Here is a 25,120-nt window from a genome sequence, read left to right as displayed (position 1 = left end):
GAGTTGCCTTTCGGCAACTCACACGGCCCTTGTCATATACTGAAATTGTTAAATAAGACTTTATCGGATCTGGAAAGTGTGATAAGATTTTCCGTAGACAGGATTAAACGTAGAAGGAGGACTGGACTTCCATGATCAGACTGGTGGTATCAGATATAGATGGAACGTTGTTAGAGGACGGAGGACATGAACTGAATCCGGAGCTGTTTGAGGTGATCTTGAAGCTGCGGGAGAAGGGCATGCAGTTTGCGGCCGCCAGCGGGCGGCAATGGGCTAGCATTGAGCAGGTGTTTGACCCAATTAAGGAAAAGATTTTTTATCTGTCTGACAACGGTGCTTATGTGGGGTGTCATGGACGGCAGTTATTTGTGCATCCGATTGAGCGTTCCCTGGTGGAAGAACTGGTGAAGGATATCCGGAAAGCCGGTCTTACCGTTATGGTAGGCGGACCGGATGTGGCTTATATGGAAAATCCGGATCCGGAGTTTGAGGACTGGATCTTGAACGGCTACCAATTCCAGGCAAAGAGTGTGGAAGATGTACTGGCAGTGGATGACCAGTTTATCAAGGTGTCTGCATACCGCAAGACCGATATTGAGGGTCACACAAAAGAGCTGCGCGAAAAATATGGAGACCGCCTGAAGATGACCATTTCTGGTGATATGTGGCTGGACTGTATGGCAATCGGCGTGAATAAGGGCGAGGCAGTAAAGCTTTTGCAGGAGAGTCTGGGCATTTTGCCGGAGGAGACCATTGCGTTTGGTGACCAGTTAAACGATATCGAGATGCTGGGACGTGCTTATTACAGCTTTGCCATCGGAAATGCAAGACCGGAGGTAAAGGCAGCCGCCCGGTTTGAGGCCGATACCAATGTGCGGGACGGTGCGCTGAAAATTTTGAAGCTGTTGTTGTAAATGGTATCCTATGTGTGGGTGAGAAAGTGACACATGAAAGAACATGGAAAAGTTATGCCAGACAGGTCAAAATGGTTGTTTGAAAAAAGTGTAGCGGTAACGGTGTTGCTATGAATATAGAAGGATTTCGATAAATATGGAAAAGAAACTGGTATGCCCTAACTGCGGGGAGCCCTTTGAAATCGATGAAAAGGGTTACGCGGCGATCGCAAAGCAGGTACGGGATAAGGAATTTAAGGAAGAACTGAGCCGCCAGCAGGCTTCGTTTGAGTCGGAAAAGAAAACGGCGCTGGAGCTGGCAAAGGCGCAGACGGCAGAAAATTATGAGAAGCAGCTGGCAGCGAGAGAAGCAGAGATACTGAAGCTGAAGGCGCGAAGTGAGCAGGCTGGGAAAGAACAGGAGCTGGCAGTCACGAAGGCTGAGGCAGCAGTAAAGGAACGGCTGCAGGAACAGCTGCAGAGCCAGCAGAAGGAGCTTACAGAGCTGAAGGCACAGGCAGAGCTTGCGAAAAGACAGGCGGAGCTGGCCGGAACGCAGGCTGCGAAACAGGAGAAAACGCTGCGGGAGAGCTATGACATGCAGCTCAAACAACAGCAGGACTCCATGGCAGAGTTGAAGGAGCGTTACGAGGAGCAGCTAAAGCAGCAGGAGCAGTCCTTGAAGGAACGCTACGAGACGGAGCGGAAGCTTCAGGAGCAGGCGGTAAAGGAGCGGTATGAGATCCAGCTGAAAGACAAGGAAGAGATGATCGAATACTACCGCGATTTGAAGGCGAAGCAGTCTACGAAAATGGTGGGCGAGACTTTGGAGCAGCACTGTGAGGTTTCCTTTAACCAGGTGCGTGCAATCGGCTTTCAGAACGCTTATTTTGAGAAGGACAATGAAGTCTCCAAGAGCGGAAGCAAGGGCGATTACATCTTCCGTGATTACGATGAAAACGGGCTGGAATATATCTCCATCATGTTTGAGATGAAGAATGAGAACGAGACGACTGCGACTAAGCATAAAAATGCAGATTTTTTAAAGGAACTGGACAAGGACCGGAAGGAAAAGGGCTGCGAGTATGCGGTCCTGGTCACTTTGCTGGAGGCGGACAACGATTTTTATAATACCGGGATCGTGGATATGTCCCACAAATACCCGAAGATGTATGTGATCCGCCCGCAGTTTTTTATCCAGATCATCACGATCCTGCGCAACGCGGCCATGAACTCGCTGCAGTACAAGCGGGAGCTGGAGGCAGTGCGCAACCAGAATCTGGACATCACCCGTTTTGAGGAAAAGCTTCTGGATTTTAAAGATAAGTTCGGCCGCAACTACACGCTGGCCAGCGACCGCTTCCAGAAGGCCATCGACGAGATCGATAAAACTATCGATCATTTGCAGAAGGTGAAGGATAATCTTCTGGCTTCGGAAAACAACCTGCGTCTGGCAAATAACAAGCTGGACGATCTGACCATCAAGAAGCTGACCTGGAAGAATCCGACCATGCAGGAGAAATTTGCCGAGGCACGGGCCGGAAGACTTTCTGAGAGTGAAGCAGCATCCGGGGAACAGCAAAGCGAGTAGAAATAGAAACAAAATTGGAATTGAAAGATTATGACAGATCAGGAACAGCGAAGCATGCAAAACAGAACAAACGAAAAAGATAAAAAAAATAGTTGTGCCGCAGGCAGGTGTACAATGAGAAAATGGCTGGCAGCGATTCTGGCAGTGATTCAGATTTTTCTTCTTACGGCCTGCAGCGTGAACCTTCCCATGGTTTCGGAAAGCACGGAAACGGACGGCTACAGCGATGCCCAGACCATGCTGGTCATTGCGACGGAGCGTAACCGTTACCGCAAGGTTTACACGGACCAGATCTGGAGTGTGGAGGTCAGTGACGATCAGACGCCGTTCCAGACGTATCTGCTGGACCAGATCCGCAGCTTTTTAGGAGAAGTGAAAACCATGAATCTTTTGGCGGATGAGCAGGGGCTGACATTAAACAGCCAGGAGCGGGAGCAGTTAAAGCAGTTGTCTGACGATTACTATGACTCGCTTACCGATGCCGATAAGGCCTACACGAAGGCAACAAGGGATGATGTCTATACGATGTATGAGGCATACCACCGCGCAAACCGGATTGTGGATGAGTTGACGAAGAACGTCAGTCTGGAGGTCAGTGACAGTGAGGCACGTGTTATCCAGGTGCAGGAGATCGCAGTCAGCGAAGAAAGCAAAGCGCAGGAACTGTATGATCAGTTGACCAACAGTGGGGCAGATTTCGCAGCTACAGCAAGAAAAGAGTCTGAAAACACGGATATTGAGGCTTTGGTGGGCCGCGGGGAACGGGAGGCTGCCTATGAGAATCCGGTCTTTGCGCTGGAAAGCGGACAGATCACAGAGCCATTTGCATATCAGGGAAAGTGGTATCTGGTCAAATGCGTCAATGACTTTGACGAGGACGCTACATTGGAACGGAAAAACAAGCTGGCGCTGGAACGGAAAAACCAGGCTTTCCACCGCATTTATGATTCCTTCGCGGCAGAGCATCCTGTGGAAATCCAGGGAAGCATCTGGGATAAGGTTTCGTTAAATGATGGTGCGGACTGTACCACTTCTGACTTCTTCGAGCGCTATCAGGAATCGATGGGAGAGTAAACAGAACAGTTACGAACAGGAAACATGTATGAGTCTGCACAGGACCATTCAGACCATGCAGGGACACGGTACAGCAGACAAATAGGCCAGCAAGACAAGGGCAGCAAAGCAAGGGGGATTTTGCGGATGATCGCATTAAAAATAGAAGATTTGAAAAGCTTCACGGCACAGCTGTTTGTGGGGGAAACATTCGATGGCTGGCTGGTGCGGGAGGCGAACATTGTTACATTTAACAGCTTTACCATAGACGGGCATATCCGCCAGGGCTATTACTCAGACGAAGAACTTGAGGCAAACCGCGTGGAAGAGTTTTCTTCCTGGAAGATGCTTCGTCCCATCTGCTATTCCCTGATCAAGGGGAAGCGGCTTCCAGAAAGCTTTCAGATCACGCTGCAGCTTTCCCCGGAGGAAAACGAGAAGTTCCTAAGACGTGTGAAGCCGGATTTTCCGGTGGACCAGCTGGCGGCTTTGTATCTGAATATCCGCTATGAAAACCATGCAGCGTCCTGCGTGACCGGGACATCGCTGAAAGTTTTTACGCTGGACAAGCAGATTGAGCATGAGTGGGACGATACGGTGCGCAGATATTTCAAAAAGCTGCAGATCCCGTATGTATCTGCCGAGTAGTGGGACGGCTCATGCAGTGCAAATAACAACAGGCTGATGTTTGTGCAGAGCATGAACAGACTGTTACGGGGAATGTGACCGAAGAGGGGGAAAACGGGTATGGTAAAGGTATTTCTTGTGGAAGATGAAGCGATCATACGGCGCGGCATCAAAAAGAATGTAGAGTGGGAGAAAAACGGGTTTACGTTTGTCGGGGAAGCCGGTGACGGGGAATATGCGTATCCGCAGATCTTAAAGACGGAGCCGGATATCCTGATTACGGATATCAAGATGCCGTTTATGGATGGACTGGAGCTCAGCCGTCTGGTAAAAAAGGCACTTCCCGACACGAAGATCATTATTTTAAGCGGGTACAATGAATTTGATTATGCAAAAGAGGCCATCACGATCGGAATCAGCGAGTATCTCTTAAAACCGGTCACGGCAGCCAGCCTGACGGCGGTGCTCCGGAAGGTGAGGGAGGAGATCCGGGAAGAAAAAGAGAAATCCAGGCTGTTAGAGCGCTATTTTGTGAGCTATGAACAATACAATGAGTTTCTCGATAAGACCGATTATACCGGAGTGAACCGGAAACTGATCGAGGATTTCTTAAAGCTTGGCTCCGCAGGAGAAGAGGGCCTTTTTGTGGACGAATATTTTGCCGCTGTGGGAGAAAATAATTATAAATCGTTATTGCTCCGCCAGTATATGACGATCGATATTTTTTATTGTGTCCAGGAATTTTTAAAGGGACTTCATGTCAGCATGGATGAGCTTACGCCGGAGTTTGGGGACATTAAGTATATCCCGAAGATCGCTGGAAGCGTGGAAGAGACGATGCATTATTTAGAAAAGCTGTTTGCGGCAGCCCTGTCTGAGCGGGATAAGGTATCCTCAAACCGCTATGGTTCCTTAATTGACATGGCAAAGCAGTACCTGAAGGAGCACTTTGAGAGCAACGAGATCTCGCTCAACACCGTCTCTGCAGAGGTCGGGGTCAGCAGCAGTTATTTTTCTTCGATCTTTAAGCAGGAGACCGGGCAGAGCTTTGTGGAGTATCTGACAAAGCTCCGGATCGATAAGGCCTGTGAGCTTTTGCGGTGTACGACACTGCGAAGTGCGGAGATCGGGGAGCGTGTGGGCTACAATGACCCGCACTATTTCAGCGCGACCTTTAAAAAGGTGACCGGGGTATCGCCGAAGGATTATAAAAACGGCGGCCAGGAACCGGAAAGAAGGACGGTATGACTCTGTGGGCGCGGATAGCCAGAAGGGTATCCCTAAAGGACCGGATGCGTCTTCTGATCATCCTGACGGTCATTCCGCTTACCATGATGGTGCTGGCGATCGCAGGCATGATCCATAATTACTCCAGCTCCTACAATAAGATCATGAATAACTTAAAGGTCATCAACACCTACAACATGAATTTTAAATCCGATATGGAATATTCCATGTACCGGGTTATGATCGGTCTCATCAACACGAGAAAGTTTGATGCGGGGGATATCATCGAAGGCCAGACGCAGTATGCCACAGTGGTAAAGAACCCGTTTCATATGATCGAGGATGCCCGGTACGATATGGAGTACAGAATCACAAGAAAACCGGGGACAGACGGGGACATTAACATCAAAGGAATCCTGTCATGCCTGGATTCCCTGGAAAAAGCGGTGCAGAAGATGATCGAAAATTCCCATAAGGCCGGAAGATACGATGAAAACCAGGCAATCTGGGAAAATGATGTCCAGGGCCTGTGCTCGATGATTCAGGATTACATCAATAAGTACATTTACTATGAGACCCATAATATGGAAGAACTGCAGCAGGATCTGGAGCAGCAGACCAACCAGATCGTCTATGGATTTCTGGGACTTCTGGGGGTGATCCTGGTAACGGGAATCTTCTTTTCTACTTTGCTTACGAATTCGGTGACGAGACCGATCAACAGCCTGAAGATGACGGCAGAGCGTCTTGGAAGCGGAGACTGGGATGCCCGGGCCGAGCTTGGCAGTCTGGAGGAGATCAATGTCCTGGCCCGCACGTTTAACCAGATGAGCGGGGAGATCGCCGGACTGATCGGGCGGATCCGCAAGGAACAGAAAAATCTGCATATTGCGGAAATGAAGCTGTTGCAGGCGCAGATCAACCCGCATTTTCTGTATAATACTCTGGACTCGATCGTCTGGATGGCGGAGGACGGCGATAACCAGAAGGTCGTGGAAATGACAGCCGATCTAAGCGATTTTTTCCGTACTGTCTTATCCGAGGGACGCGATTTTATCACGATCAATGAGGAAAAGCGGCATATCGAAAGCTATTTAAAGATCCAGAAGATCCGTTACGAAGATATTCTGGATTACCGGATCATCATTGATGAGCGGATCGGACAGAAACAGATCCTGAAGATGATCCTGCAGCCGGTCGTGGAAAATGCACTTTATCATGGCATTAAAAACAAGCGGGGCGGCGGCAGGATCACCATACGCGGCTATGAGGATAAAAGTGGTCTGGTGTTTGAAGTGGAAGACAACGGGCGTGGAATGGATACCGGCACATTAAAGCGTCTGCGGGAAAAGGTAAGCGGCAGTGATGCAGCGCAGGAGGTCAGTGAAAAAGGCGGGTTTGGCATGTCAAATGTGGCGCAGCGGATCCGCATGTATTATGGCGGCGATGCGGCGATCACGATCGAGTCGGAAGAGTATGTGGGTACCTGTGTGAAGATTTATATCGGGCACGGATGCCCCGGTGGAAGAACGGAGTGAAAGAGAATGCCCGGACTGGAAGCTTCATCACTTAAAAACATATAGAAACAGATAAAATCAAAAGAAAACACACTTCTTCTTAAAAAAAACACACCGATTTCCCGAAAACGGGAAAAAATTTCAAAAGAATTCGAAAAAACAGTAAAATAATCCCATTTTTTTCAAAAAAGCTCTGTTTCAAAAAACAGGGCTTTTTTTTATAATGAAATTACAAAATGAATACGGAACATATTCAAAAAGGAGGAAGGTATTTATGAAAAAGCAACTCACAGCAATCGCACTCACAGCAGCTATGGTAGGTTCCCTGACCGCTTGCGGCGGCAGCAAGCCTGCTGAGACAACCGCAGCTCCGAAGGAAGAGGCTAAGACCGAGGCACCAGCAGAGACTGAGGCGAAAGCAGAAGAATCTAAGGAAGAGGCAGCAGCAAGCGGAGATTTGATCACCGTTGGTTATGCACAGGTTGGTGCAGAGTCTGACTGGAGAACTGCAAACACCGAGTCCTTCAAATCTACCTTTACCGAAGAGAACGGCTATAAGCTGATCTTCGACGATGCACAGCAGAAACAGGAGAACCAGATTAAGGCAATCCGTTCCTTCATCCAGCAGGAAGTTGACTACATCGTAGTAGCACCGGTTGTTGAGACTGGTTGGGAAACTGTTCTGGAAGAAGCAAAAGAAGCAGGAATCCCGGTTATCCTTTCTGACCGCCAGATGCAGCTTTCCGATGACTCCCTGTATGAGGCATGGGTAGGCGGTAACTTCGTAAAAGAAGGCGAGACCTGTGGTGACTGGCTTGCAAAATATCTGGAAGACCAGGGACGCGGCGATGAAGAGATCAATATGGTAACCATTCAGGGTACCATCGGTGCTTCCGCACAGGTTGGCCGTACCGAAGGTATGGATAACAAGTTAAAAGAGCACTCCAACTGGAAGATGTTAGACAGACAGTCTGGTGAGTTCACCCAGGCAAAAGGCCAGGAAGTTATGGAGTCCTTCTTAAAGAGCTACCCGGATATCGACGTTGTTATCTGTGAGAACGATAACGAGGCATTTGGTGCGATCGATGCGATCCATGCAGCAGGCAAGACCTGTGGCCCGGACGGCGACATCATCGTAGTAAGCTTTGACTCTGTAAAGGCAGCATTTGAATCCATGATCAAGGGCGACTTAAATGCAACCTTCGAGTGCAACCCGCTTCATGGACCGCGTGTAGCTGAGATCATCCAGAAACTGGAAAAAGGCGAGAGCGTAGACAAGATCCAGTACGTAGACGAGGCATACTTCGATACCTCCATGGATCTGGAAAACATTCTGAAAGACAGAGCATATTAATTTAGAATCACCCATCCGGAATTGAACGGAATGGCATAAAAACGTGAGTTCCGTCAGGAAGAATACAGAGTGCGGAGCCGGAGGCCTAGGCTTCCGGCCCCGCACTTTTGGCTTTATGGATTTTTGAAACGTGACTGTGAAGGTACTGAACAGTTACGAAGCATGTGAGATAAGATGATAGGAGGCAAAGCTTTTATGGAACAAGGATCAGTTCTTGAAATGAGAGGGATTTATAAAACATTCCCGGGCGTAAAAGCTCTGCAGAATGTGGATTTTACACTGAAAAAGGGTGAGATCCATGCACTTATGGGGGAAAATGGTGCGGGAAAATCTACCCTGATCAAGGTATTGACAGGCGTGGAGGAATTTGAAACAGGACAGATCATGATCGACGGATTCGATCAGCCTGTTGTGAACCGGAGCCCTCAGGAGGCACAGCAGAGAGGAATCAGCACGGTATATCAGGAGGTAAACCTCTGTCCGAACCTTTCCGTCGCAGAGAATCTTTTTATCGGCAGAGAACCGAGAAAAGGCGGTCTGATCGACTGGAAGACTATGAATAAGAGAGCAAGTGAGCTGTTAAAAAGCCTGGATATAAACGCAGATGTGACACAGACGATCGATCATTATTCCATCGCGATTCAGCAGATGATCGCGATCGCACGTGCGGTGGACATGTCTGCAAAGGTTCTGATCCTGGATGAGCCGACCTCTTCCCTGGATGACAACGAGGTAGAAAAGCTGTTTGTCCTGATGAGAAGATTAAAGAGTGAAGGCGTCGGGATCATTTTCGTAACACATTTCCTGGAGCAGGTTTATGCGGTCTGTGACAAGATCACGGTACTTCGGAACGGACAGCTGGTCGGACAGTTTACAACCGCAGAGCTGCCGCGTTTCCAGCTGGTAGCAAAGATGATGGGCAAGGACTTCGATGACCTGGCTGCGATCAAGCACAGCGGGGAAGAAGAACGGAACTTCGATGGTGCCGATGTTGTCATCAAAGCAGCAGGTGTCGGAAAGAAGGGCTACATTAAGCCGTTTGATCTGGTCATCCGCAAGGGCGAAGTTATCGGTCTGACCGGACTTCTTGGTTCCGGACGTTCCGAGACCGTTCGTGTGATCTACGGTGCAGAAAAACCGGATACCGGCGAACTGGAAGTAAAGGGAGAGAAACTGATCTCCAGACATCCGCTGGATTCCATGAACCGCGGCATGGCATACCTTCCGGAGGATCGGAAAAATGAAGGTATCATTGCAGATCTGTCGGTAAGGGAGAATCTGATCATCGCACTTCAGGCGAAGCAGGGAATCTTCCATCTGCTGAGCAGAAAGCAGCAGGAGGAATACACCGACAAATACATCGACATGCTTCAGATCAAGACAGCCAGCCGGGAAACACCGATCAAATCCTTATCCGGTGGAAACCAGCAGAAGGTGATCATCGGCAGATGGCTGCTGACCAACCCGGATTTCCTGGTTCTGGACGAGCCGACACGAGGCATCGATGTCGGAACCAAGACCGAGATCCAGAAGCTGGTCGTAGAACTGGCAGAAAAAGGAATGGCAGTTGTGTTCATCTCTTCCGAGGTAGAAGAAATGCTGCGTACCTGCGACCGCATGATCGTCCTGCGTGACGGTGCGAAGGTCGGAGAGCTGAGCGGCGCAGAGATGAACCAGGCTTCCATTATGACAACGATCGCAGGGGGGCAGTAATTATGAAAGAATTCAATATCAAAAAACTGACATCGCAGAGATTGTTTTTGCCGATCTTCTGCCTGGCGCTCGTTCTTTTAGTCAACGTCATGACAACGCCGGACTTCTTTGCAGTCTCAGTCCGTGACGGCGTTCTTTACGGCTACATCATTGATATCATCAACCGTGCTTCGGAGCTTGTGATCCTGGCAATCGGTATGACACTGGTTGTATCGGCTTCCGCAGGTACCGATATTTCCGTAGGTGCGATCATGGCAGTGAGTGCAGCAGTATGCTGTAACCTTCTGACCGGCGGTGAGCGTGCGGCAACCGAATATGCATGCCCGCTGATCCTTGGTTTCCTCGCAGCCCTTGTGATCGGCGCATTGATCGGATGCTTTAACGGTGTCCTGGTCGCAAAATTAAAGATCCAGCCGATGGTAGCAACCCTGATCATGTTTACGGCAGGACGCGGAATCGCACAGCTGATCACCGACGGACAGATCACCTACGTACGCGTAGAAAGCTACAAGGTATTAGGAAGCTTCCTTCCGCATGTTCCGGTACCGACCCCGTTTATTGTGGCCATGCTTATGGTGATTTTAACTTCTTTGATTTTGAAGAAGACGGCACTCGGCCTGTATATCCAGTCCGTCGGAATCAACGCGAAGGCATCCAGGCTCGTCGGAATCAAATCGACGATGATCGTTTTCCTTACATATGCATTCTGTGGAATCTGCTCCGGTCTGGCCGGCATGATCGCTTCCAGCCGTATCTACTCTGCAGATGCCAACAACATCGGCCTGAACATGGAGCTGGATGCGATCCTGGCAGTAGCGATCGGCGGAAACTCCCTAGGCGGTGGTAAATTCTCACTGGCAGGCTCGATCATCGGTGCTTATACGATCCAGGCACTGACGACCACCCTTTACGCCATGCACGTTTCATCTGACCAGGTTCCGGTCTACAAGGCAATCGTGGTAGTTATCATCGTGGCCCTTCAGTCACCGGGCTTTGCGAAATGGCGTAAGTCCCTCGCACAGAAAAAAGACGCGCAGATGAACGCAGGAAAGGAGGCTGCATAATGAAACAGAAAAAAAAGCTGAACCAGACCAGTTTCCTTTTGCTGATCACGATCGTATTGTTCTTTGTTATGTATGCCATCGGATGTATTGTTTTTAAAGAGCAGGGCTTTGCAAAGACCCAGAACTTCTTAAACCTGTTTATCTCCAATGCCGGACTGATCGTCATTGGTGTCGGCATGACCACCGTCATGATCACCGGTGGCATTGATATCAGCGTCGGCTCGTTTGTAGCGATGGCCTGCATGATGTTGGCCTGGATGATGGAGCGTGCACAAATCGGTGCAGTCCCGGCCGTCATCATCGTGCTGGTAACCGGTATCGTATTTGGACTGGTGCAGGGATTTTTAGTAGCTTACATGGATATCCAGCCATTCATTGTGACCCTGGCCGGAATGTTCTTTGCCAGAGGTATGACCGCGATCATCTCCAAGGACATGATCAGCATTACCAATGAAACCTTCATGGCCTGGGCGAAAGCCAAGATCTATCTTCCGTTTGGCGGCTATGTAAACCGGAAAGGCGTTATGATCTATCCGTACATTTACCCGACCGTTGTGATTGCGCTGATCATTCTGATCCTTGCATTCATCATGCTGCGCTATACCAAGTTCGGCCGCAGCATCTACGCAGTCGGCGGCAATGAGCAGTCCGCCCTGATGATGGGCTTAAACGTACGCCGTGTGAAATTAAAAGCGTATGTACTGGACGGATTCCTCTGCGGAGTCGGCGGCATCCTGTTCTGCTTAAATACCCTGGGCGGCTTCGTGGAGCAGGCAAAGGGCTTTGAGATGGATGCAATCGCATCTTCCGTTATCGGCGGTACCCTTTTAACCGGTGGTGTCGGCAACGTGATCGGAACCCTGTTTGGTGTTCTGATCAAGGCAACGATCGAGGCATTCATTACCTTCCAGGGAACCTTATCCTCCTGGTGGACCCGTATCACGATCGCAGCACTTCTGTGCTTCTTCATCGTGCTGCAGTCCGTACTTGCTATGATTAAAAAGAAAGATTAAATAAATTTCAAAGGAATTAAAAATATTAGCACTCATTTTGAATGAGTGCTAATATTTTTGTTGACTTTTTGCATTTACGGTATTAGAATACTGTTATAGAAATTATGTAACAGAAAAGGAGCATCTGATTATGAGCAGAACAGGTAATTTATCCATAAACAGTGAAAATATATTCCCGATCATCAAAAAGTGGCTGTATTCCGACCACGACATTTTCTATCGTGAGCTGGTTTCCAACGGCTGCGATGCCATCACCAAGTTAAAGAAGCTGGAGCTGATGGGCGAGTACACCAGGCCGGAGGATATGGAGTACAAGGTACAGGTTACTGTAAACCCGGATGACAAGACCATTGCCATTACCGATAACGGTCTTGGTATGACTGAGGCTGAGGTAGAAGAGTATATCAACCAGATCGCATTTTCCGGCGCTCAGGATTTCCTGGAGAAATACAAAGACAAAGCCAATGAGGACCAGATCATCGGCCACTTCGGTTTAGGCTTCTACTCCGCATTCATGGTAGCAGATAAGGTAACCATCGATACCCTTTCCTACAAAGAGGGCAGCAAGCCGGTGCACTGGGAGTCTGAGGGCGGTCTGACCTTCGAGATGAAGGATGGTGAGAAAGCAGAGCAGGGAACTACCATTACCCTGTACTTAAACGAGGACAGCTACGAGTTCTCCAACGAGTACCGCGCAAGAGAGGTCCTGGAGAAATACTGTTCCTTCATGCCGGTGCCGATCTTCTTAAATAACGAGAAGGCAGAGCCGCAGTACGAGACCATCGAGAAGGACGAGCTGACCGACAAGGACACCATCATTGAGACCATCGTAGAGCCAGCCAAGACCGAAGAAAAAGAAAATGAGAACGGCGAGAAAGAGACCGTTGAGACCGAGCCTGCAAAAGAGAAATACAAAATCCTCAAACGCCCGGTTGCATTAAATGACACCACCCCGCTTTGGAGCAAGCATCCGAATGAGTGCACCGATGAGGAGTACCGCGACTTCTACCGCAAGGTCTTCCACGACTACAAGGAGCCGCTGTTCTGGATTCACTTAAATATGGACTATCCGTTCAACTTAAAGGGTATCCTGTACTTCCCGAAGATCAACACCGAGTACGATTCCATCGAAGGAACCATCAAGCTGTACAACAATCAGGTCTTCATTGCCGATAACATCAAGGAAGTCATTCCGGAATTCTTAATGCTGTTAAAAGGTGCCATCGACTGCCCGGATCTGCCGTTAAATGTTTCCAGAAGCGCCCTGCAGAACGACGGCTTTGTGAAGAAGATTTCCGACTACATCACCAAGAAGGTAGCCGATAAGTTAAGCGGTATGTGCAAGACTGACCGTGAAAACTACGAGAAATACTGGGACGATATCGCTCCGTTCATCAAATTCGGCTGCATCAAGGATGAGAAATTCGCAGAGAAGATGAACGACTACATCCTCTTTAAGAACCTGGACGGCAAATACTTAACCTTAAAGGACTGCCTGGAGGAGAACAAAGAGAAACATGAGAACACTGTCTTCTATGTAACCGACGAGAAGGAGCAGAGCCAGTACATCAACATGTTCAAGAAGGAAGGCCTGGACGCTGTCATCCTGCCGCACAGCATCGACAGCCCGTTCATCGGCCACTTAGAGCAGAAGAACGAGGGCTTAAAGTTCCTGCGCATCGATGCAGACTTAAACAGCACCTTCAAGGAAGAAGTTAAGGAAGATGACGAAGAATTCAAGAAAACTTCCGAAACCCTGACCGAGACCTTCAAGAAAGCACTCGGCAACGATAAGCTGGAAATCAAGGTTGAGAAGCTGAAGGATGAGAACATCTCCTCCATGCTGACCGTATCCGAGGAAACCCGCCGTATGCAGGATATGATGAAGATGTACAACATGTATGGTATGGATCCGTCTATGTTCGGCGGAGCAGGCGAGACCCTCGTCTTAAACGCAAACAACAAGCTGGTACAGTATGTCCTGAACCACGGAGACGGCGAGAACACCAACAAGATTTGTGAGCAGCTCTATGACCTGGCCCTGCTGGCACACGGCAGCTTAAGCCCGGAGCGCATGACCGGATTTGTGGCACGCACTAACGAGATTATGATGATGCTCGCTGAGAAGTAAACAATATCGCACAGTAAATATCAATAAGTCCGAAAGCCCCCGCCCCGCCATGCGTAACCGCATTCACGCGAATTTTCGCCCGTTTTGCTCCGCCGCCTATTGACCGTTCCTCCGCTAACTCGCTCACTGCGTTCGCTCAGACAGAGTTCCGAAACGGTCGCTATGCTCACAAAACGGGCAAAATTCGCTAAAAGAATGCGCTTACGCATGGCGGGGCTGGGGCTTCCTACTATACTGGCTCCATTACATATAAAAAACCTGCAACCATTACTGATTTGGCCGATAGTTATCCTATTTTCGCCATTTCAGCAGGCGAAAAAAGGAAAGCCTTATGACACCGGCGCAATGCCGCGAAATGATAAAATAAAAAAAGTAATATGAGCAGAAAAAAAGTTATGTCTTAAAAAAAGAACAGAAATCTTACTTGCCAAATTCTTTCATTTCCTTATAATAGATAAAATAAAAGTGCGTTTTTGGACGCAGTATACAATCTTAGGTTAGACAAGAGGTAAGACAGATGTACAAAGGCATAAAGAAATTGGCAGAATTGATTTTGGAATCCGAGGAAAAATTTCTGACAGGTCAGGATGAGCAGGAAATCTGCCTGGGCACTCTTTTAAAAACCCAAAGCACAGATGAAATCTGGTTGAGCGAAGATGGGAAATATCATACGGTTATGATCGGCAACAAAGAAGAACAGGAAAGCAGCATGCAGGTGTGCCATGAGGCGCAGCATCCGGTTTGCCTTCCGAAGTTATTGTGGGTTGCCAATGCGCTTCAGAAACTGCTTGAGCAGGCAAATGGCAATCTGCCGATCGAGGAGAATGAAAATCTGGAACTGATCCGTAATGCAGCTGAGATCATCCGGAAATATGCAGACGGGCTTTCCCACGATGCGCGCAGCGCAAAGGAAATCTGTGCAGAGGGCGGTCAGAATATCGCGTAAAATTATATGCAAAATTTCTATACAAAAAAGTCTCTTATGTTCCGGTGGGAATGATACACCGGCATAAGAGATTTTTTCGTTTTCTTTCATAAAAAATGAGGCATCAGGGTATTTCTTACTTTTCTACAACCGGATGGTCAGCCCCAGATAATCCTCATAATACCGCATGATCAGACAGGACATGATCATCCGATGGCGGGTGTATCCGTCTTCCAGAGGAATTTCCGTGATCTCATTGATCTTGTTTAACTTGTTCAGCAAAGTATTAAGCAGGTGTCAGCATGCAGCTTGTACATGTCAGCTACAAATGCATCGACTTCCGGAATGTTGTTGCCGTATTTTGGCTGGGAAGCAAAATCAGCACGCATCTCGTCGTAGCCTTCCCAGTCAGCATCCAGGGCTGCCATTAACTGTGCCATGGTATATTTCTTCTCATCAAAGATGAGTTTCTTGATCGCGTAAAGACCATTTCCGGCATTGACTGCGCCGACTGCGCCCAGCACGGCACCGTTCTCAAACTGGAAGCGGCGGTTGAACATATCTTTTCCGACTTTTACGCCGTCTTTCATCAGGCTGGAGCGGAATATATCCGGGAACAGATCACGCTCTGCGATCATCTCTACGTTGATGCGCTCGTTTGCCATGCGCATGAGGTGGCGGATCTCATCGAAGACCGCTTCTTTGATCTCGTCAAAGGTTTCCATCTTTGTAACATCGCCGACTTCCTTGGATTATTTGGATTCTTCCACATTTAAAAAGAAACGGAGAAACCTATGAAAGGCATGAAACTTGCAAGAGACGACTTTATGCAGTACGGACGCCCTATGCTAGAGGAGCGTTTTGGGGCATATATGTCGCGCATCACAATTGGTTTGTGTGGGGAAGGTTCCGAGTGTTTCGGATTTGATGATGAAATTTCAAGAGACCATGATTTCGGTCCGGCGTTCTGCTTATGGCTGGATCGGGAACTCATGGAAAAAATCGGGGAGCGCCTCATAGCAGAATATGAGGCACTCCCTGCCTCATTTTACGGGATGCCGGTCCGCCGTGACAGCCGTATGAGCGGACACCGGATCGGTGTGTGGGAAAGCGGGAAATTTTACCGTCATTTTCTGGGAAATGCGAAGGGACCGCAGTCGCAGATGGAATGGCTGAACCTGCCGGACAGCTACCTGGCGGTGGCAGCGAATGGCTGCATTTTTAAAGAGGGGAGCGGTTCCTTTCTGGAAGTCCGCAGCCGCTTAAAAGCAGGTCACCCGGAAGATGTGCGCATCAAAAAAATGGTGGCGCGGGCAGCCAATATGTCCCAGTCCGGACAGTACAACCTACCGCGCAGCGTGCGGCGCGGGGAATATGTGGAAGCCGGGCTGGCGCTCGCGGAGTTTGTGCGCCATGGGATGGTCATGATCTACCTGCTGAACCACCGGTATGCGCCGTTTTATAAATGGATGCACAGGGGGCTTGGAGAGCTTCCGATTCTGGGAACGACACAGAAGCTGTTTGCGCAGTTAATGGATCCATGCCCAGAGTCGCTCTTTTGGGAGCAGAAACAGGAACTTATTGAAACGATCTGCGGCCTGATTTCTGCCGAGTGGCAGCGACAGGGGCTGATCGGGACGACAGATCCTTTTTTGCAGAATAGTCTTGATGAACTCATGAAATAGATTCAGGACCCGCAGATTGCGGTATTGCCGTGGCTATACGGGTAGGGTGTATGCAACTTGTCATCTGGACGAGCGATAGATTTGGAAAGAACCGGACAACCAAAGCACTGGAATGAGAATGACAGGCCGGATGCGGCGATGAAATAAAAAGAAGGAGGCGATATAGAGATGGAGCAAGATGGAAAAAGCATGGCACAGGAAGAATCGAATCGGGGAAACAAAGAATGGAATCCGGAACGGAAAGATGCAAATCTTGATAACGAAGCCTTGATCAAGGAAATCGTCCAGACGGAATGGGCGATGTTTGACCGGGTTTCTAATGCAGGCGGAAGAGCCGGCTGCCAGGATGACTGGGAAACCTTCGATATTATGCGGCGAAGCCAGTTTGTGGTATGGGACCGGGTAAGCCTAGAATCTTACCGGAATGATCTGCAGCAGGCAGAAAAACAGGGCAGAAATCTTCTCACAGAAAAATACGCTTATATGATGCAGGATACCTGCCCGGAAGAATACCAGAAGATTGAAAAAGAGCTTCCGGTGCTTTCTGCCGAAAAACAGAAACTGGTGTCGGAACTGACCGAACTTCAGACCAGATGGATGGAGCGTTTCCATGAAAGTCATCCATTGTTTGGCAGTCAGGGGCGGGCAGTCCGGAAGAAAGATGCTTACCCGGGGGAGGCATCGGTGGAGACGTATGCAATGGGAGAGTTATCGACCTATTCCGAAAAGACCCTCGCATGTTTAAAAGCCTGCTATGAAACATTAGAACAGCAGGAAAAACATCCGGAGGTCTTACAGATGGACTACATGGCGCGCTGCTATGGGTATCAGTCTGCAGAGGAAGCAGAGCAGCGGCTGAGACAGTCCCGGAGCCAGTCAATATAGGATTTTTCGCGCATGATAGCGCCTTCCAGTACCATGAAGTCGCCGAATTCGCGGGTGCCGATGGCTGGAGCAATGTTATTGTGATGTTCCTGCATCATATCGGACAGATACTGTTCTTTTAAGATATGCTTTTGAAGCTGGTTGGTAAGATGGGTTTTTAACTGCTCCGGGGTCATAAAATCAGAAAAGTACATGCGCAGGCGGAAGACATCCTTCGGGGTGGCTTCCAGCGCTTCGTCTTTCATGAGCCATTCCTGAAGCTGCTGTTTTCCGGCATCGGTGATGGAGTAGAGTTTTTTCTCCAGCTTTTCTCCCTGGATGATCACTTCGCAGGTGACCAGTTTTTCTTCCATGAGACGGCTCAGTTCCGGATAGACCTGGCTGTGCTTGGCGTACCAGAAATTTGCAAGGTTATTGCTGTTAAATTCGCGGGTAATATCGTAGCCGGTCATGGGCTCCCGATTGATCAGTCCCAGAATCGCATATTTTAAAGTTCTCATAAGAACGTTCCTCCTATATCAAAAGCGGCAGCTTCCTGGGAAGACAGCCGTACTGTATATCACAGTATGTCATGATTGATATGTAAATTTTAACATAAAAATGGAAAATGAAAAATAGAAAAATAATTTGGCTGACTTGAAATTTTAAATTCCAGTGCGCGGGTAAATTCCACCAGACATTAAAATCCTTTGATTTTATCGAATTATAATGAGCAAAATCTATGGATAACTGTTATAATTAAGCTAACTTCCTATAAAATATCTGAGTTTATGACATAGAAAAGAGACCTCTGGACATTTGGTGTGCAAGGCTAAATTCCACAGGTCACATCTAAAAAATGTGAATTGCTAAGTTCCAGTCTGACAGCAGATTTTTATGGTAAGTTAACGGTTAAAGCGAATCAGCTTGGGTGTCAGATTGACCTCGTCGGGTGGAATCGGCCTAAGCTGAAGTGCTTTTAAAATGTCAATGCCGTAGTTTTCGAGTGCAACATCATAAGGAGTGCGGCCACCCAGGATTTCTCTGGGAGTGGAGTTGATATGATCCACAATGCTTCTCAGATCCCATTGAGTGAGAAATTCAAAGCTGGTTTTCTTGGGGAGAACCATGCGGAGCATAGTGTGTGCCTGCTCAATACCACCTTTTTGTCCGCTTCTCATGGGATCGCAGAAATAGATACTTGAACGGATCATGCCATCAGTTCCGGTTTCTAAAGAATCAGGATCTCCGAACTCTGATCCGCGGTCTGTTAGAATCGTGTTGAATAAAGTGAGGTTCCCAGTTGATGTTCCAACTTGTCAAAAATAAGCCGCACAGCGCCCTTAGTACAGCGGTTCATAATGAAAGCCAGGAATAACTTCTCACGAGTCAAAAAGAAGGTGAGAATGACACGTTTGGATTCCTGCGAAGAATGGACGGTATCCATTTCGGTGAAATGATCAAGTTCCAGCTTTTGAAAATCTGAAAACATACGGCCTTGAAAAACCGTACGATCTTTGATCTGAGTTTTATGAACTTTGCGAGGTTTGAACTTTACCTTGCGCTTCAAATCAACATTTCTTGCCGTAAGGACACCATCATTGAGGTAGGAGTAAAGTGTTCTTACTGACATATCCAACTCAGGATGGTTTGTAATGATCTGATAGGGCGATTGTCCCTGATAAATAAGAGGTGTAATGACCATGTCCTTTTGACGCAGTTCATGCTTTGTCATGTTTATACCAGACCTGGACGAAGACAGACGTTCCTTGTATTTGCGGTCTGCAAAGACAGCATCGTAACGGCACTTGTGAGCAATAGAACAATGATTGATGGCTTTTGGACATCCATTGCAGACGTAAGGAGCCTTATCAAGACGGTTACACTGTTCTTTAACGAAATCGGGGCAGGTTTGGTTACAGGTTGGACAGGAAGTACACTTCATGTTGCAGAGTATGATTTTTCTGCATACATTTGTTTTTCTGCAGTGGTATCTGTGAATGCAGAAGTTGCGAGCGTTAAGAAAGGATCCTTTATGATACCAATCGGTTACACGGTGGAGCTTCACTTCCTTCGAAATGGTAGTAGGATCCTTGCATAAGAATCGGGCGATATCTTTAAAGGAGCAGCCATTGTTCAGGGAACGCTCAATGTATTTACGGTCTTCAAGGGAAAGATGTTTCTGGTTACCAGGAATATATTTGCTCATGGAGATCTCCTTCTACTGCTGTCAGAAGGTCTCCATGAGCATAGCACGAATATATGAAAGATTAAACTCTACTCATGCAGAAGTAAATTCCACCGCCCAATCGGGCGGTGGAATTTACTTTTGAAAGTTTCAGGACCTTCTATTATTACTGTGCTAAATTGTTATCCTTAGAAAATTATGGTAGAATGAAGAAAACAGATTACGGAAGGAGATACGCGTATGGGACTGATCAGAGCAGCATCGGAGGCACTTAGGGGGACCATGGCAGACCAGTGGAAGGAATTTTTCTACTGTGATGCCCTGGAGAAAGACATTCTGGTGAAACGGGGGCAGAAACGCACGTCTTCCCGTTCTTCCAATACAAAGGGAAATGATAATGTCATTTCCAACGGCAGCGGCATTGCGGTGGCAGACGGCCAGTGCATGCTGATCGTGGAGCAGGGAAAGGTTGTAGAGGTTTGTGCGGAGCCGGGCGAATTTACCTATGACAGCTCTACCGAGCCGAGCATTTTTACCGGAAACCTGGGAGACAGCATCAAGGAAACGTTTAAGCTGATTGGCAAGCGTTTTACATACGGAGGTGATACGGCAAAGGACCAGCGGGTGTATTACATTAACACCAAGGAGCTTGGAGAAATTCTGTTTGGAACAGCAACTCCGATCCCGTTCCGTGTAATCGTGAGTGAAGAGATGGGCTATAAGCTGTCCGTTGATATCCGTTGTAACGGATTATTTACTTATAAAATCTGTGATCCGGTCCTGTTTTACACGAATGTGTGTGGAAATGTAACAGACATCTATGACAGTGACGAGATTGCGGCCCGCTTAAAGAGTGAGATGATGAATGCCCTGCAGCCTGCTCTGGCAAAGCTTTCTGCACAGAGAATCCAGTATTACGAGATTCCGGCACATACCATGGAAATTTCGGATGCGTTAAATGAGGTGCTTTCCAGCAGCTGGCGGCAGAAACGTGGTATAGAGGTTTATTCTGTCAACATCAATTCCTTAAGTATTCCGGATGACCAGAGAAAGAAGCTGACCGAGTGGGAGGAGAATGCCATGACGACCAACCCGAACACGGCGGCAGCACGTCTGGTCGGCGGTCAGATCGATGCCATGAAGGCGGCAGCAGCCAACAGCGGCGGTGCCATGACTGGATTTATGGGCATGGGTATGGCGATGAATGGCGCAGGCGGCATGAATGCGCAAAATCTGTTTACCATGGGACAGCAGCCTCAGTACCAGCAGTCTGGCAGCGGCCAGCCGGTTCAGGGTCAGTTCGCTCCAGGACAGCAGCCAACAGCCGGACAGTCTGGCCAGGCGGGCGCGGCAGATACCTGGACCTGCTCCTGCGGTGCTACCGTAAGCGGCAAATTCTGCCCGGAGTGCGGGACAAAGAAGCCGGAACCGAAAATGCAGCCGGCCGGAGGCTGGACCTGCGCAAAATGCGGCACTATGGCAACGGGCAAGTTCTGTCCGGAGTGTGGTTCCCCGAAGCCTGCAGATGCAGACGGCTGGACCTGCTCCTGCGGAACGGTGAACAAGGGAAAATTCTGCAGCAATTGCGGTGCAAAGAAACCGGCAGGCGCATTGCTTTACAAATGCGACAAGTGCGGCTGGGAACCGGAAGACCCGGAACATCCGCCGAAATTCTGTCCGGAATGTGGCGATCCATTTGATGATGGTGATATCGTACGGTAGGTGAAGTTTAGAAAAAACACAAAAAAGATCGGAGAAGTACATGGGAGAATTACAGGAATACAAGTGTCCCTGCTGCGGAGGTGGAATCCGTTTTGACAGCAAGGCACAAAAGCTGAAATGTCCGTACTGCGACACAGAATTTGAGATTGAAGCACTGCAGCAGTACGACACGACCCTGAAAGAAGAAAAGACCGATGACATGAAGTGGGAAAAGGCAGAGGGCAGTACCTGGGAAGAAGGAGAGGAGCAGGGACTGAACACTTACCACTGTGAATCCTGCGGAGGCGAGATTGTGGCAGATGAAAATACGGCAGCCTCCACCTGCCCATTCTGCGGAAATCCGGTCGTCATGACCGGAAAGCTTTCCGGTGACCTGCGCCCGGATATCCTGATCCCGTTTAAGCTGGACAAGAAGGCGGCCAAGGCCGGACTTATGAAGCATCTGGAGGGAAAGAAGCTCCTGCCGAAGATCTTTAAGGACCAGAACCATATCGATGAGATCCGCGGGATCTACGTTCCGTTCTGGCTGTTTGATACTGAGGCGGACGCAGATATCCGCTACCGCGGAACCAGAACCCGCTTCTGGAGTGACAGCAGATACGACTATACCGAAACCAGTCATTTCCTCATTAACCGGGGCGGAACGATCGGATTTGATAAAGTGCCGGTCGATGGAGATTCCAAGATCCCGGATGATCTGATGGAATCCATTGAGCCATACGATTTAAAAGAGGCTGTTCCATTCCAGACGGCATACCTGGCGGGATATCTGGCTGACCGTTACGATGTGGATTCGGAAAAAAGTGCTCCACGCGCAAATGAGCGTGTGAAAAAGTCGGTGGAGCGGGCATTTGAAGAGACTGTGAGCGGCTACAGTACCGTTGTAGCGGAAAACAGCAGTGTGCAGCTGCATGACGGCAGCGCCCAGTATGCACTGCTTCCGGTGTGGATCTTAAATACCACATGGGAAGGAAAGCATTACCTGTTTGCCATGAACGGCCAGACCGGAAAATTTGTGGGAGATCTCCCGGCTGATAAGAATGCGGTACGCAAAATGACCATAAAGCTTACGGTGCTCATTACGGTTGTAGTCTATGTCCTGCGTCTGATCTTGTGGATGTTTGGGATTTAACGGGAGGGAATGGAAGATGAAAAAGAGAAAAACATATGCAGCCGTTATGCTTACGGCAGGTCTCCTTTCCCTTTTTGGCTGTGCTCCGGCATTTGCAGATACGGAAGGGTTTTCTGAAGAATATAGCCGTTTCCAGAATCCGGACGGTCTGATGGATGCGGAGGATGCACAGCAGCTCAATGAGGAGCTCGACGAGATCAGCCACGACCAGAACTTTGATGTGACGGCAGTGCTGGTAAACAGCCTGAATGGACAGTCTCCGGAGGTTTATGCAGACTTCCTGTATGATACCTGTGACTTTGGTTATGGCGATGACCGCGACGGAGTCATGCTTTTAGTCAGCCTGGAGGACCGGGACTGGTATTTGTCCACCAGTGGATATGGTATTACCGCGTTCACGGATGCCGGCATCGGATATATCGGAGAACAGATCAAACCGCAGCTGGCAGACGGAGAATATCTGGAGGCTTTTGAAAACTATATTGAGCTATGCGATGACTTCATCAGTCAGGCCAGGGACGGAAAGGCCTACGATGTGGACCGGATGCCGAGAAAGCCGTTGTCAGCAATCTGGCTGGGAATTTCCTTTGCAATTGGTCTTGGCGGTGCACTTTTGGTGGTCGGAGCCAATAAGAGTGAATTGAAGAGTGTCGGAATGCAGCAGGAAGCGCGGAATTATGTCCGCCCGGGCAGCATGAAGGTCACGAAACGCAGTGACTTTTTCCTGTACCGCCAGGTGACGAGAACGGAAAAGCCAAAGGCGAAGAGTTCCGGAGGCGGGGGCAGCAGCACACATACCTCATCCGCGGGAAAAACGCATGGTGGAGGCGGTGGAAAGTTCTAATGGATCGATGGATCGGCCCCGGAGAGCCTGAATAAAAGGAAAAGTCTCTTATGTGTGAAGCGATGGAATCACCCATCTGCACATAAGAGACTTTTTGGTTTCAGCGGAAATTGCATCTTGTGAAATGTGTCTTGTGAAATACATTCTGTGAGATGCATTTTATGAATGCTATGCTTCCTCCTGCGGACAGCGTGCAATACAGTTTTCAAGCCATGCAATGTAGGATTCCTCCCGCATGATAGCTCCTTCAAGCACCATGAAGTCCCCAAATTGCGGGGTGCCGGGAACAGGAGCAGTATTATGATGGTTTCCCTGCATGATATCGGACAGATAATTCTTTTTCAGGAGATGCTTCTGAAGCTGGCGGGAAAGCTGCGTTTTCAGCTGTTCCGGGGTCATAAAATCGGAAAAGTACATACGAAGACGGAACACATCCTTGGGGGTCGGTTCTAATGCCTCATCTTTCATGAGCCATTCCTGAAGCTGTTGTTTCCCCTCTGACGTGATGGAATACAGCTTCTTTTCAAGCTTTTCTCCCTGGATCACGATTTCGCAGGTGACAAGCTTTTCTTCCATCAGGCGGCCAAGCTCCGGGTAAACCTGGCTGTGCTTGGCATACCAGAAATTTGCCAGGTCATTGCTGTTAAATTCGCGTGTAATATCGTATCCGGTCATGGGATGACGGTTGATCAGTCCCAGAATCGCATATTTTAAAGTCCTCATAGAAATCCCTCCCTTATTCACTAGCTCCAGTGTAGCACAAAAAACGAAAATGGAAAAGTGCAACAAAAGAGCATAAAAAAATTGTTAAAAATCCCCATATCTAGAATGACATATCTATATTTACATAATTTTCCCAGTACGTTATAATAAAAATAATACAAAAAAGGGAGAAAAGAAAACTATGAAAATGTTAATGAGAATCCTGCTGTACTGTGTCGGACTTTTGTTCCTGGCGTTCGGCGTAGCCTTTTCGGTAAATTCCAACCTGGGTGTATCTCCGGTCAATTCTTTACCGTATGTTATTTCACTGATCCTGAAAGTAGATCTTGGCCGATGCATCATTGGTGTTTTTGTGGTTTACATGGTGGTACAGATCATCATCAAACGCAAAGAGTATCAGTGGTTCAACTTAACCCAGCTGATCTTTTCCACGATTTTTGGTTACTTTGCAGACTTTGCAAAAGGCGTGATGCACGGTTTCGTGATTCCGACTTATTTTGGCCAGCTTCTTATGATGGCAATCAGCATCGTTTTAGTAGCTTTGGGTGTTGCAATCTACATGGATGTAAAACTGGTAAACATGCCAATGGAGGGTATGACTCTCGCAATCAGCGATTGTTTCCCGAACATTGAGTTCCACAAGATCAAGATCATCGTAGACTGCTCCTCCGTAGCGATCGGCGTGGTCTTATCCTTCCTGTTTATGCATGGACTGTTCGGTATCCGTGAGGGCACTGTTTTAAGTGCGATCCTGGTAGGAAAGATCCTTCCGGTTATGAAGAAACGCGTAAGCCCGGTTATACAGAAACTCTGTTTCTAAAAAAATAACAATTTAATTGTAAAACAATGGCCCG

At 48.4% G+C, this 25,120-nt stretch carries 23 protein-coding genes and 1 pseudogene; 18 read left to right on the top strand and 6 right to left on the bottom strand.

The genetic code is table 11. From position 1 onward, the window contains the following. Window positions 1-131: 131 nt before the first annotated feature. From DW922_RS04940 to DW922_RS04885, 12 genes are all read left to right on the top strand, one after another. A complete protein-coding gene (locus DW922_RS04940; protein ID WP_118726001.1) occupies window positions 132-914 on the top strand; it encodes an HAD family hydrolase in 783 nt (260 codons plus the stop codon). A gap of 136 nt (window positions 915-1,050) precedes the next feature. Further along, on the top strand, window positions 1,051-2,484 hold the full coding sequence (locus tag DW922_RS04935; RefSeq protein WP_118726000.1) for a DUF2130 domain-containing protein: 1,434 nt from the start codon (window positions 1,051-1,053) through the stop codon (window positions 2,482-2,484). 114 nt (window positions 2,485-2,598) lie between these two features. After that, complete coding sequence (locus DW922_RS04930) at window positions 2,599-3,558, top strand: peptidylprolyl isomerase (protein ID WP_195715005.1); 960 nt, start codon at window positions 2,599-2,601, stop codon at window positions 3,556-3,558. A gap of 126 nt (window positions 3,559-3,684) precedes the next feature. Further along, window positions 3,685-4,185 carry a DUF5721 family protein gene (locus tag DW922_RS04925; RefSeq protein ID WP_118725998.1) on the top strand — a complete coding sequence of 167 codons (501 nt, stop codon included), beginning with the start codon at window positions 3,685-3,687 and terminating at the stop codon, window positions 4,183-4,185. 99 nt (window positions 4,186-4,284) lie between these two features. Next, on the top strand, window positions 4,285-5,412 hold the full coding sequence (locus DW922_RS04920) for a response regulator (protein WP_118725997.1): 1,128 nt from the start codon (window positions 4,285-4,287) through the stop codon (window positions 5,410-5,412). Then, the gene (locus DW922_RS04915) at window positions 5,409-6,929 is read left to right on the top strand and encodes a sensor histidine kinase (protein WP_118725996.1); all 1,521 of its coding nucleotides are present in this window, start codon (window positions 5,409-5,411) and stop codon (window positions 6,927-6,929) included. The genes DW922_RS04920 and DW922_RS04915 overlap by 4 nt, the downstream gene beginning before the upstream one ends. 253 nt (window positions 6,930-7,182) lie before the next feature. Then, complete coding sequence (locus tag DW922_RS04910) at window positions 7,183-8,262, top strand: ABC transporter substrate-binding protein (protein ID WP_118718898.1); 1,080 nt, start codon at window positions 7,183-7,185, stop codon at window positions 8,260-8,262. Between the two features lie 195 nt (window positions 8,263-8,457). Beyond that, entirely contained in the window at window positions 8,458-9,975 is a 1,518-nt protein-coding gene (locus DW922_RS04905; protein ID WP_118718899.1) for a sugar ABC transporter ATP-binding protein, read from the top strand. Between the two features lie 2 nt (window positions 9,976-9,977). Further along, window positions 9,978-11,039: an ABC transporter permease gene (locus tag DW922_RS04900; protein WP_118718900.1), complete on the top strand. Its 1,062-nt coding sequence runs from the start codon at window positions 9,978-9,980 to the stop codon at window positions 11,037-11,039. Continuing rightward, window positions 11,039-12,052, top strand: coding sequence for a sugar ABC transporter permease YjfF (locus tag DW922_RS04895; protein ID WP_118541860.1), 1,014 nt, complete (start codon window positions 11,039-11,041; stop codon window positions 12,050-12,052). The genes DW922_RS04900 and DW922_RS04895 overlap by 1 nt, the downstream gene beginning before the upstream one ends. 130 nt (window positions 12,053-12,182) lie before the next feature. Next, window positions 12,183-14,183: a molecular chaperone HtpG gene (gene htpG / locus DW922_RS04890; RefSeq protein WP_118725995.1), complete on the top strand. Its 2,001-nt coding sequence runs from the start codon at window positions 12,183-12,185 to the stop codon at window positions 14,181-14,183. A gap of 517 nt (window positions 14,184-14,700) precedes the next feature. Continuing rightward, the gene (locus DW922_RS04885) at window positions 14,701-15,129 is read left to right on the top strand and encodes a hypothetical protein (protein WP_118725994.1); all 429 of its coding nucleotides are present in this window, start codon (window positions 14,701-14,703) and stop codon (window positions 15,127-15,129) included. Between the two features lie 123 nt (window positions 15,130-15,252). Here DW922_RS04885 and DW922_RS17455 read toward each other — a convergent pair whose 3' ends face one another. Continuing rightward, window positions 15,253-15,390 carry a hypothetical protein gene (locus tag DW922_RS17455; RefSeq protein ID WP_154106743.1) on the bottom strand — a complete coding sequence of 46 codons (138 nt, stop codon included), beginning with the start codon at window positions 15,388-15,390 and terminating at the stop codon, window positions 15,253-15,255. Next, window positions 15,384-15,842, bottom strand: a pseudogene (locus DW922_RS04880) (pyruvate formate lyase family protein); the annotation flags it as partial. The gene DW922_RS17455 and the pseudogene DW922_RS04880, both read right to left, overlap by 7 nt. Before the next feature lie 60 nt (window positions 15,843-15,902). Here DW922_RS04880 and DW922_RS04875 point away from each other — a divergent pair. Continuing rightward, window positions 15,903-16,793: a DUF4037 domain-containing protein gene (locus DW922_RS04875; protein ID WP_118725992.1), complete on the top strand. Its 891-nt coding sequence runs from the start codon at window positions 15,903-15,905 to the stop codon at window positions 16,791-16,793. Between the two features lie 168 nt (window positions 16,794-16,961). Beyond that, on the top strand, window positions 16,962-17,678 hold the full coding sequence (locus DW922_RS04870; RefSeq protein ID WP_118725991.1) for a DUF4125 family protein: 717 nt from the start codon (window positions 16,962-16,964) through the stop codon (window positions 17,676-17,678). On the opposite strand, the gene DW922_RS04865 is transcribed toward DW922_RS04870, so the two are convergent. From DW922_RS04865 to DW922_RS04860, 3 genes are all read right to left on the bottom strand, one after another. Further along, window positions 17,621-18,178 carry a PadR family transcriptional regulator gene (locus DW922_RS04865; RefSeq protein ID WP_118541941.1) on the bottom strand — a complete coding sequence of 186 codons (558 nt, stop codon included), beginning with the start codon at window positions 18,176-18,178 and terminating at the stop codon, window positions 17,621-17,623. The two genes, DW922_RS04870 and DW922_RS04865, sit on opposite strands and share 58 nt — an antisense overlap. A gap of 384 nt (window positions 18,179-18,562) precedes the next feature. Then, window positions 18,563-18,871 carry a hypothetical protein gene (locus tag DW922_RS17935; protein ID WP_243032058.1) on the bottom strand — a complete coding sequence of 103 codons (309 nt, stop codon included), beginning with the start codon at window positions 18,869-18,871 and terminating at the stop codon, window positions 18,563-18,565. Between the two features lie 56 nt (window positions 18,872-18,927). Beyond that, window positions 18,928-19,866, bottom strand: a complete 939-nt coding sequence (locus DW922_RS04860; RefSeq protein ID WP_243032056.1) for a helix-turn-helix domain-containing protein — start codon at window positions 19,864-19,866, stop codon at window positions 18,928-18,930. A gap of 219 nt (window positions 19,867-20,085) precedes the next feature. Between DW922_RS04860 and DW922_RS04855 the strand changes: the two genes are divergently transcribed. From DW922_RS04855 to DW922_RS04845, 3 genes are read left to right on the top strand one after another with little or no spacing between them, the layout of a single operon-like run. Beyond that, on the top strand, window positions 20,086-21,567 hold the full coding sequence (locus DW922_RS04855) for an SPFH domain-containing protein (RefSeq protein WP_118725990.1): 1,482 nt from the start codon (window positions 20,086-20,088) through the stop codon (window positions 21,565-21,567). 40 nt (window positions 21,568-21,607) lie between these two features. Next, window positions 21,608-22,699 carry a hypothetical protein gene (locus tag DW922_RS04850; protein WP_118725989.1) on the top strand — a complete coding sequence of 364 codons (1,092 nt, stop codon included), beginning with the start codon at window positions 21,608-21,610 and terminating at the stop codon, window positions 22,697-22,699. Between the two features lie 16 nt (window positions 22,700-22,715). Next, a complete protein-coding gene (locus DW922_RS04845; protein WP_118725988.1) occupies window positions 22,716-23,543 on the top strand; it encodes a TPM domain-containing protein in 828 nt (275 codons plus the stop codon). A 168-nt stretch (window positions 23,544-23,711) separates the two neighbouring features. Here the strand turns inward: DW922_RS04845 and DW922_RS04840 are convergent, their stop codons facing one another. Continuing rightward, a complete protein-coding gene (locus DW922_RS04840; RefSeq protein WP_118725987.1) occupies window positions 23,712-24,266 on the bottom strand; it encodes a PadR family transcriptional regulator in 555 nt (184 codons plus the stop codon). Window positions 24,267-24,447: 181 nt separating this feature from the next. Between DW922_RS04840 and DW922_RS04835 the strand changes: the two genes are divergently transcribed. Then, complete coding sequence (locus DW922_RS04835; RefSeq protein ID WP_118718912.1) at window positions 24,448-25,086, top strand: DUF6198 family protein; 639 nt, start codon at window positions 24,448-24,450, stop codon at window positions 25,084-25,086. Window positions 25,087-25,120: the final 34 nt, after the last annotated feature.

Origin of the sequence: Clostridium sp. AM42-4 (assembly GCF_003480105.1) — a bacterium.
In the GTDB taxonomy this organism is placed as follows: domain Bacteria; phylum Bacillota; class Clostridia; order Lachnospirales; family Lachnospiraceae; genus Brotaphodocola.
Note: the sequence above shows the minus strand (reverse complement) of the source record. Positions and strands in the feature narration are given on the sequence as shown.